Origin of the sequence: Cryobacterium sp. MLB-32 (genome assembly GCF_000738085.1) — a bacterium.
Taxonomy (GTDB): Bacteria; Actinomycetota; Actinomycetes; order Actinomycetales; family Microbacteriaceae; genus Cryobacterium.
Genome location: NZ_JPRS01000111.1, coordinates 1 through 8,487, shown reverse-complemented (window position 1 = coordinate 8,487; position 8,487 = coordinate 1). Strand labels below are relative to the sequence as shown.

Here is an 8,487-nt window from a genome sequence, read left to right as displayed (position 1 = left end):
CATTCGTTCATCTGGGGCAGACCAGACTGTGCCCCCATTTCCGGTGCCATCACAAGTGACTCTGTGGAAGCCTTCCTGATATGGGGCATACTCTGTGTATACGGGCAGAGTGCTGGTTGTGCGTCTTGGGGGGACGATTTGGGTCGAGTCATCTTCTTGCGTCCGCACAAGCATCTGCTTCGTGACACGCTCACCATTTTTCTGGCGTTTTTTGCCCCCACCTTCGCTGTGCTGTATTGGCTGAACATTCCGTCGGGAACGTGGGCCCCTGTTCTCGTCGCCCAGGTGTTCTTCACCCTCATGTATGCCCTGGGCCTGATCGCCGCGTACCGCGTGGTCATTTGCCTCGACGACACCAGCATCACGGAGCGCGGGTTCTTCCGTCCGCTGACGACCTTTCCCCTGGCCACGGTGGGCAGCGTCGTTCTGCTCGATCTCTATGCCAGCGCCGCCCTCGACACGAACCCGCAACTGTTCGTCACCGACCGCGACGGCAAACTGCTCATTCGCATGCGGGGGCAGTTCTGGACACCCGGCGACATGCACGCACTCGTCGACGAGATTGATGTGCCGATCGTGCGCGTGCCGGAACCGATGACGCTCGCAGACCTCAACCGGCTGCGCCCCGAGCTGCTCTACTGGTTCGAACGTCGACCGTACCGGCACGTCACGGATGCGCCGCTCGTGGCCGAACCCTCCGTGATCGCGGCACTCACGACGCGGCCCCTGCAGAACTAAACCGTCCGTCGGCCGCATCCGTGGTGAGCACGTAGTCGTTATCCGCGTTGACCTCCGGGCGCAGACCGGAGGAGAGGGCGTCCGCGAACAGCATCCGTGACGCGGCGCGCAGGCGAGCCGCGGACTCGGGGTCGGCAGCCCGAAGCTGCTCGAAGTCCACGTCAAGGCGCAGGCCGGCCACGGCCGTCCACACCGGGGGCGCGACTCCGCCCAGGGCACCGTTCACCCGGGCCGAGTCGAGCCGCCACGTCACCTCGAAGCGGTCGCTCTGGTCGGTGCCACTGATCGCGTCGTCGAGTCGGCCGTAGAAGTCGGGAAGGAACTTCGTCACCTCGGCGCCGAGTTTCACCAGGTTGAAGTGGGCGTTCCGACGGATGAGCGGATCGAACGTCCAGCGCATCTCGGTGACGCCCTGCTCCAGGCAGACCGCGCGCTGGAAGAGTTTGAGGGCGTAGCCGACCCCGTGACTGCGACGCCACGGTACGACGGCCGCCATATGGGAGTGCAAGTGCAGGCCCCCTGACCAGCCCAGGAAGCCCAGCGCGGCGCCCACCGGGCGGGCCTCCTCGAGCGCCACCGCGACGGTGTTGCCCGCGTAATCCAGGGCGAGCAGCATCGACCGGTCCGGTCCATGCCCCGCTCCCCAGGTGCGGTCGAACAGGCCCAGCACCCCGGTGATATCGCTGGGGTCTGCGAAACGCACGGTAACCCCGGCGGACTGCGCCGCGGCATCCGCCTGCCGAAAGGCCTCTGTGACGGTGCTCGGGTGAACGCTCATGCCACTGAGTAGACCACAGTGGCGAGCCCGTCGACGATGTTTTTCGACCGAATCAGCCGTGGGGACGTGATTCGTCGGTTTCGGTCGGGTTTTCCCCCCGGTTTCGCCACGGATGCCCCCGGCTCAGTTGGCGTTCGCCATCTAGTTTGTCCGCGATCGGCGCCCAGAGAACGACGGCCACGCCCGCCCCGATCAACAGGCCGCCGACGGTGTCGGTGAGCCAGTGCGCGCCGAGGTACGTGCGACTGAGCAGCATGATCACGGTGTACGCGATGCCCGCCGCCCAGACCCACACGCGTGGAAAGAGGATGCCGAGCACCACGGCCATGGTCGCGGCGTTGGCCACATGCCCGGACGGGAATGAACCGAAATCGGACGAGACCAGGATATCGAGGGGCCGTGCGCGACCGAAGAGGTGCTTGAGAAGCTGCACCACCCCGGCGCTCACGATCGTGGCGGCTAGAAAATATCCGGCAGCCCAGGGCCGTTTCAGCAGCAGGAGGAATACCGCGATCGCCACGGGAACGACCAGGACGCCAAGCACGCCCCCACCCAGGTAGTTCATGAAGAGGGAGGGCACCTCCCAGATCGGAGCCCGGTGTTCGGTGATCTCGTTCATCCACTCGGTGTCGATTTCGAGCACGCCACTGGACCGAGCCACGGCGAGGGAGCCGAGCGCCGCCGCCAGGGCGAGGGCGAGCACGCCACTGATGAGCGGCCACCGGCGGGAGATCCGCCGAGCGCTCGGAGTTGCCGCGCGCTCTGGTGCATCAGGACTCGTCATGCTGCCATGTTAGGCGCGGCCGCGGTCTTCCACCGGATGCCGCGGGCAGCGTGCGCATCCCGCGCCGCTTCCGCGCGGCGCTAGTGCTCGAGGGACGGAACGGTGCGAGGGCGCACGATCAGCCAGAGGGAGAGTATCCCCAGAACGGACGTGGCGGCCATCACTGCGGACATGGGTACGGCCGTACCCACGCCGAGGAAGCCAACGACCGGGGAGATGAGCCCGGCCACACCGAAGTTGGCGGCGCCCAGCAGCGACGCGGCCGTGCCGGCCTCGTGACCGTGCCCGTTGAGCGCGATCACCTGCACGCTCGGCAGAGTGAATCCACAGGCGGCGATGAAGAACCACAGCGGAACAAGCGTTCCCCAGAGTCCGGCGCCGGCCAGATCGAGCAGCATGATCGACAGCGCCGTGATGAGGAGCACGACCGTGGAGACCGAGAGGATCCACTGCGGGCCGATGTTGAGGCGGTGCATGAGTCGCGAGCTGAGCTGCACGCCCGTGACGATGCCGAGCGAGTTCACGGCGAAGAGGATGCCGTACTGCTGTGCGCTCAGGTCGTAGACCTGCTGGAAGAGAAACGGCGAGGCCGACAGGTACGAGAACAGTCCCGTGAACGTCATGGCTCCGATGATTGCGACGCCCACAAAGGTACGATCGCCGAGCACCGCCCGGTAGCGCTGGCTCAGGGTGTTGTGGCCGCGCACGTGACGCTCGGTCTTGGGAAGGGTCTCGACGATGAAGAAGGCCACGGCGAGGATGACGACGGCGCCGTAGGCGGCGAGCACCCAAAAGATGCCGCGCCACGGCATCACCAGCAGCAGCTGCGAGCCGATGACCGGAGCGAGCACGGGCGCGAGCCCACTCACCAGCGCCAGGCGGGAGAGCATCTTCACGAGCGGCTTGCCGCCGAACAGGTCGCGCACCATGGCGAGCGCCACCACGGCGCCGGCCGCCGCGCCGAAGCCCTGCAGTACCCGGAAGATGCCGAGCGTCACGATGTCGGTCGACAACGCGGCGCCGACGCAGGCGAGGATATGGAACGCCGTCGCGAGAATCAGCGGCAGCTTGCGGCCGACCTTGTCACTCCAGGGCCCCACGACGAGCTGCCCGAAACCGAAGCCGATCATCGTTCCGGTGAGGGTGAGCTGGATGGCCGCGGGCGACACCCCGAGGTCGCTCTCGAGCGTAGGGAACGCCGGCAGGTAGAGGTCGATGGTGAACGGGCCGAGCGCGGTGAGCATCCCGAGAATCAGAATGTAGACGAGTCGCTGGCGGCGCGACAGGGCGTCGCCTGGGTGGCGGGCAGTCGAGCGCAGTTGTGCGGCGCTGAAGACGGGAATTGCGGCAGTAGTCACGTAGGTGAGGTCCTCAAAGATGTGATTCGAACGGATGCTGGCCCAGCTGTATGCGGGCGGCGGCACCACGCGCAGTTTATCGGGCCGCACTCAGGGGTAAGCCGGGCCGGGCGTGTCGTATTCCCTGACGGCGCACATTTGTTGCGACCATCGTCAAAAAACCGTCCACCCACGCGACCGGGCGATGGCCGCCTGGCGGCCGTCATCCGCGCCAAACCCGAGTCTTTCGCCGGGTTCGGCGAGCTCCGTGAAGCAGAGTTCCGCGGCGCTCACGTGCCACGCGTGCCCCGCGGCGAGCCCCTTTGCCTCGGCGAGAATGGATGCTGCGCTCTCGACCTCCCCCGGCTCGCGCTCGACGATCTCGACGAGCCCGGTCTCGGCGTCGACGAGGTCGGCGAGTGCCGCCAGCGCACCCTCTGGCGTCATTCCGCGCCCGACTCCGTCGGCCACCGCATCGGCGACGCACTCGGTCAGGGCCTGCGCCGTGGAGACGAGCTGCACCTCTCCCGAGCCACGGAAGGTCTCGGCCTGCTCGGGCGCAAGCAGCCGCACGAGCAGCGAGGGCCCCGCGTAGATGATCACGCGGCGACCTGCCCGCGTTCGTCGGCGAGCCTTAAGCCTGCACGCGCGGCACAAATTTGGTGCGCGCGTTCAGGTTTGAGGCGCACGACGGACAGGTGCACCCTGGCTAGGCGAACTGGCGCGCGACGGAAGATGCTTCCACCAGCTCGCGAGCGGCCAGCCCGATGATCGCGCTGTAGGTCGGGTATGCGAAGCGCACCTTCGCGAGCGTGGCCACATCGACACCCGCGGCCATGGCCGTGGTCAGCGACTGGATCACCTCGACCGCGTTCTCGCCGGTGGCGTGAGCCCCGAGCAGAAACTCGCCCCGACGGTCTGAGATGAGTTTGAGAAAGCCCCGCTCCCGGTCGTCGATCACGGCGCGGTCCAGCCGCGAATAGGGCACCAGCACCACGCGGGCGTCCCGGTCCCGCAGCACGGCCTGCTCCTCCGTGAGCCCGACACCGGCATAGTCCGGGTCGGTGAACCCGCCGGCCGGCAGCAGATGCGGCGGAGTGCGCCGATTCACACCGAGCACGGCGTTCTCGGCTGCCGCTTCGCCCTCGAACTGCGCCGCCTGCACGAGCATGTCTCGTCCGTTCGCGTCACCGACCGCGTAGATGTGCGCCACAGAGCTGCGAAAGAAAGCGTCGATCACGATCGATGATCGGGCCGTCTCCACACCGGCTTCTTCCAGTCCCAGGTCCAGCACATCGGCGGGCCACCCGGTGGCCATGATCACGGCGTCGAAGGAACCAGTCATGGGCCGACCGTCACGGGTGAAGTGCATCGTGATGGAGTCATCCGCTTCCCGCACGAGGGAGTCAATGCCGCCGATGCCGAGGTGCACGGTGACCCCCTGGTCAACGAAAGCCTCGGTGACCGTGTCGGAGATGGACACATCGGAGTTGACCAGGATGCGCGGGGCCACGTCCAGCAAGGTGACCGCCGAACCGAACGCGGTGAACACCGTCACGAGCTGAGTGCCGGTGTTTCCGCCGCCGATCACGGCCAGACGGCCCGGAATGGCGGGCATATCCAGGATGTGCTCGGGAACGACCGCGAGTTCGGCGCCAGGAACGGGCAGCCGGCGGGAATGTCCGCCGACGCAGACGATGAACGTGTCCGCCGTCAGGGTTCGCCCGGAGTCGAGCACGACCGCGGAGTCACTCGTGAAACGGGCCCGACCTTCGAGCACGAGAGTGACCCCCGCGTCGGCGAAACGCTCCGCTTCGTTCTTGATGGACCGCACCCGGTCGACGGTGCTGGCCACCCGCGCCACGGTGGCCGGCCAGTCGATGGCACGCTCGGCGACGCTGATGCCATAGGTGTCGGCGGTGCGAATCTCCCGCACCATTCGCGCGGTCTTGGCCAGCACCCGAGTAGGCACGCAGCCCGTGTTCACACAGGTGCCGCCGAGCCGGTCCGCCTCGAGCACCGCCACCCGGGCCCCCAACTCTGCCGCGCGCAGAGCGGCCGCCGTGCCCGCCGGGCCTGCACCGATGACGATAACGTCGAAATGATCGGGCATGGTGCTCTCCATCTGTTCAGGATGTTGAGAATGGCAGATGCGGCTGGGAATATGCGCCCAGAAACCGGCCCGCGCTGTCCCGGCCGCCACCCCGTGCGCCTGCGCGCGTCACACCCGCACGTGCCCCCTCACTGTGGGTTGCGCGTGCAGGTGTGAGGCGCGCGCCCGGGGGGCCGGCACGCACCGGCGCGTCACGCGGCGGGCCGCCGCACGAATCCCTGCGGGTTCACGAGCACACCCTCGAACGCGAGCTCCGCCGCGCCGATCATGAGCAGGTCGGAGCCGAGCCGGGCCGAGTCGATCCGCACCTCCGCGAGCGCCTCAGGCAGCGTGAGCGCGGCCACGGCGTTGTCCAGCCGCTCGGGGTCGGCTGCCCGCAGGGCGGCAAGGAACCCGCCGAGCACCACAAGCTGCGGGTTGAGCACGTTGACGGCACCGGCCAGGGCCACGGCCAGGTAATCGAGCTGGCGGTGCACCTCGGCACGCACCTGCGGCGAATCTGAGGCGAGGAGCGCGCGCTCCAACTCGTCGGCATCCGTGGCGGCCAGGCCCGTGGCTGTGAGACCCAGCGCATCCAGCAGCGCGCTGCGGGTCACCTCGGCCTCCAGCGTTCCGCGGAATCCGGCCGAATCCAGCACATCGCTCTCACTCACCCGGGTGTGTCCGAATTCGCCGGCATACCCGGAGTGACCGCCCACGACCTGACCGCCCACGAGGAGCCCGCCGCCGATGCCGCTGGCACCGCCGTTGAGATAGATGAGGTCGGTGAGTCCCTGGCCCACGCCGAAATATCGCTCGGCGAGCACGCCGAGGCTCGCATCGTTCGCGGCAACCACGGCGAAGCCGGAAGCCGCGGCCAGTTGCTCGGCGAAGGGTTCGTCCACCCAGCCGAGGTGCGGCGCCCGCCGAACCACACCGTCGGTGGTGCGCACCAGGCCGGGCACCGCCACGCCCACGCCCACCACATCGAACTCCGTGTCGAGCTCGGCGCGCAGGTCGTCGATCACGGCCGCGGCCAGCCTGACCGCCTCGGCGGCGTCAGGGGACTGCTCCACGGGGCAGCGGATGCGCCGGTGCACGATTCCGCCGAGCCCGACGAGCCCCACGGTCACCGCATCGATCTCGGGGTGCACGGCGAGTACGGCCACACGGCCGTTCGCCTCGACAACCGGGCTGGGACGACCAACCTGCCTGGTCGCATCCGGTTGCCGTTCCGTCACCACGCCGAGCTGCGTCAGTTCGGCCACGAGCGCCGAAATGGTGGACCGGTTCAGCCCCGTGAGTCGCGTGAGGCCGGCGCGGGAGGTGGGGCCACCCCGGTGCACGGCTCGAAGGATGATCGACAGGTTGTGCCTGCGCACGTCGTCATGATTGTTCCCTTGCACGGCGGTCTCCATACCCTAGAAAATACAGGGTACCGCGGACAATCCCCGGAACGGCGTGTTAGGTTGCCAAGGTCAACAAATCACCAGAGACGCTGAGAACAAAGGACATCATGGAATTTCGTTACCTCGGAAACAGCGGGCTGAAAATCTCCGAAATCACCTACGGAAATTGGCTCACCCACGGCTCGCAGGTGGAGAACGAGACGGCGACCCGGTGCGTGCGCGCCGCCCTCGATGCCGGCATCAGCTCGTTCGACACCGCCGACGTGTACGCCAACACGGCGGCCGAGCAGGTGCTCGGCGATGCTTTGCGCGGCGAGCGCCGCCAGTCCCTCGAGATTTTCACCAAGGTGTTCGGTCCCACCGGACCCAAGGGCCACAACGACACCGGTCTCTCCCGCAAGCACATCCTCGAATCGATCGACGGCTCACTCACCCGGCTGCAGACCGACTACGTCGACCTCTACCAGGCGCACCGCTACGACGTGGAGACCCCGCTCGAGGAAACCATGCAGGCCTTCGCCGACGTGGTGCGCCAGGGCAAGGCCCTCTACATCGGCGTAAGCGAGTGGAACGCCGAGCAGCTGCGCGCCGGCCACGCGCTCGCCCGCGAGCTGGGATTCCAGCTCATCTCCAACCAGCCGCAGTACTCCATGCTGTGGCGAGTCATCGACGCCGAGGTGGTGCCGGCATCCGTCGACCTCGGCGTCTCGCAGATCGTCTGGTCGCCGGTGGCGCAGGGCGTGCTCACCGGCAAGTACCTGCCCGGTGCCGCGCCGCTCGAAGGCAGCCGGGCAACGGATGCCAAGGGCGGCGCCGACATGATCAGCCGCTGGATGAGCGACGAGGTTCTCACGGCGGTGCAGAAGCTGCGCCCGATCGCCGACGACCTCGGGCTCACCATGGCGCAGCTCTCCCTCTCCTGGGTGCTCTCCAACCCGAACGTTGCCTCGGCCATCATGGGAGCCTCGCGCCCGGAGCAGGTGGCCGACAACGTGAAGGCCGCCGGCGTGAAACTGGATGCCGGCGTGCTCGCCGCCATCGACGAGGTCACCCGCGACCTCGCCGAGTTCGACCCGCGCAAGACCACCTCCCCCGAGACTCGCCAGGCGTAGCGCCCGCCCCGGGCCCCGCCATCCGCTGCCCGATTTAACCGGCCGCCCCCACACAAAACCGGAGTTTCTGAGACACGCCGCGGTAACCCGCCACACCACCCGGCGTGTCTCGAAAATCCCCGGTTTTGCGCGACCCGGCTCCACCACGCCACGCCACACCACGCCACACCACACCACACCCACACCCACACCCACACCCACACAAAACCGGAGTCTCTGAGACACGCCGCGGTAACC

8 protein-coding genes are annotated in these 8,487 nt (G+C 67.7%); 2 read left to right on the top strand and 6 right to left on the bottom strand.

Going from position 1 to position 8,487, the window contains the following annotated elements:
- Positions 1-156 precede the first annotated feature (156 nt).
- Positions 157-738 carry a hypothetical protein gene (locus tag JF66_RS11910; RefSeq protein WP_156109763.1) on the top strand — a complete coding sequence of 194 codons (582 nt, stop codon included), beginning with the start codon at positions 157-159 and terminating at the stop codon, positions 736-738.
- Here JF66_RS11910 and JF66_RS11905 read toward each other — a convergent pair.
- The 6 genes from JF66_RS11905 to JF66_RS11880 all read right to left on the bottom strand — a co-directional run bounded on the left by JF66_RS11905 (position 713) and on the right by JF66_RS11880 (position 7,135).
- Positions 713-1,516, bottom strand: coding sequence for a hypothetical protein (locus tag JF66_RS11905; protein WP_051973471.1), 804 nt, complete (start codon positions 1,514-1,516; stop codon positions 713-715). The two genes, JF66_RS11910 and JF66_RS11905, sit on opposite strands and share 26 nt — an antisense overlap.
- Positions 1,517-1,568: 52 nt before the next feature.
- Positions 1,569-2,300, bottom strand: a complete 732-nt coding sequence (locus JF66_RS11900; RefSeq protein ID WP_035878195.1) for a phosphatase PAP2 family protein — start codon at positions 2,298-2,300, stop codon at positions 1,569-1,571.
- Between the two features lie 80 nt (positions 2,301-2,380).
- The gene (locus JF66_RS11895; RefSeq protein ID WP_035878198.1) at positions 2,381-3,619 is read right to left on the bottom strand and encodes a multidrug effflux MFS transporter; all 1,239 of its coding nucleotides are present in this window, start codon (positions 3,617-3,619) and stop codon (positions 2,381-2,383) included.
- Between the two features lie 192 nt (positions 3,620-3,811).
- Complete coding sequence (locus JF66_RS11890) at positions 3,812-4,240, bottom strand: hypothetical protein (RefSeq protein WP_035878193.1); 429 nt, start codon at positions 4,238-4,240, stop codon at positions 3,812-3,814.
- A gap of 106 nt (positions 4,241-4,346) precedes the next feature.
- Positions 4,347-5,750 carry an NAD(P)/FAD-dependent oxidoreductase gene (locus JF66_RS11885; protein ID WP_156109762.1) on the bottom strand — a complete coding sequence of 468 codons (1,404 nt, stop codon included), beginning with the start codon at positions 5,748-5,750 and terminating at the stop codon, positions 4,347-4,349.
- A 191-nt stretch (positions 5,751-5,941) separates the two neighbouring features.
- Positions 5,942-7,135, bottom strand: coding sequence for an ROK family transcriptional regulator (locus JF66_RS11880; RefSeq protein WP_231556396.1), 1,194 nt, complete (start codon positions 7,133-7,135; stop codon positions 5,942-5,944).
- A 110-nt stretch (positions 7,136-7,245) separates the two neighbouring features.
- Between JF66_RS11880 and JF66_RS11875 the strand changes: the two genes are divergently transcribed.
- A complete protein-coding gene (locus tag JF66_RS11875) occupies positions 7,246-8,250 on the top strand; it encodes an aldo/keto reductase family protein (protein ID WP_035878187.1) in 1,005 nt (334 codons plus the stop codon).
- The last annotated feature ends 237 nt before the right edge of the window (positions 8,251-8,487 follow it).

Excerpts from the sequence above, each read along its gene's own strand:
- JF66_RS11905 (WP_051973471.1), bottom strand. The coding sequence starts at position 1,516 with ATGAGCGTTCACCCGAGCACCGTCACAGAGGCCTTTCGGCAGGCGGAT.
- JF66_RS11875 (WP_035878187.1), top strand. The coding sequence starts at position 7,246 with ATGGAATTTCGTTACCTCGGAAACAGCGGGCTGAAAATCTCCGAAATC.
- JF66_RS11900 (WP_035878195.1), bottom strand. The coding sequence starts at position 2,300 with ATGACGAGTCCTGATGCACCAGAGCGCGCGGCAACTCCGAGCGCTCGG.
- JF66_RS11885 (WP_156109762.1), bottom strand. The coding sequence starts at position 5,750 with ATGCCCGATCATTTCGACGTTATCGTCATCGGTGCAGGCCCGGCGGGC.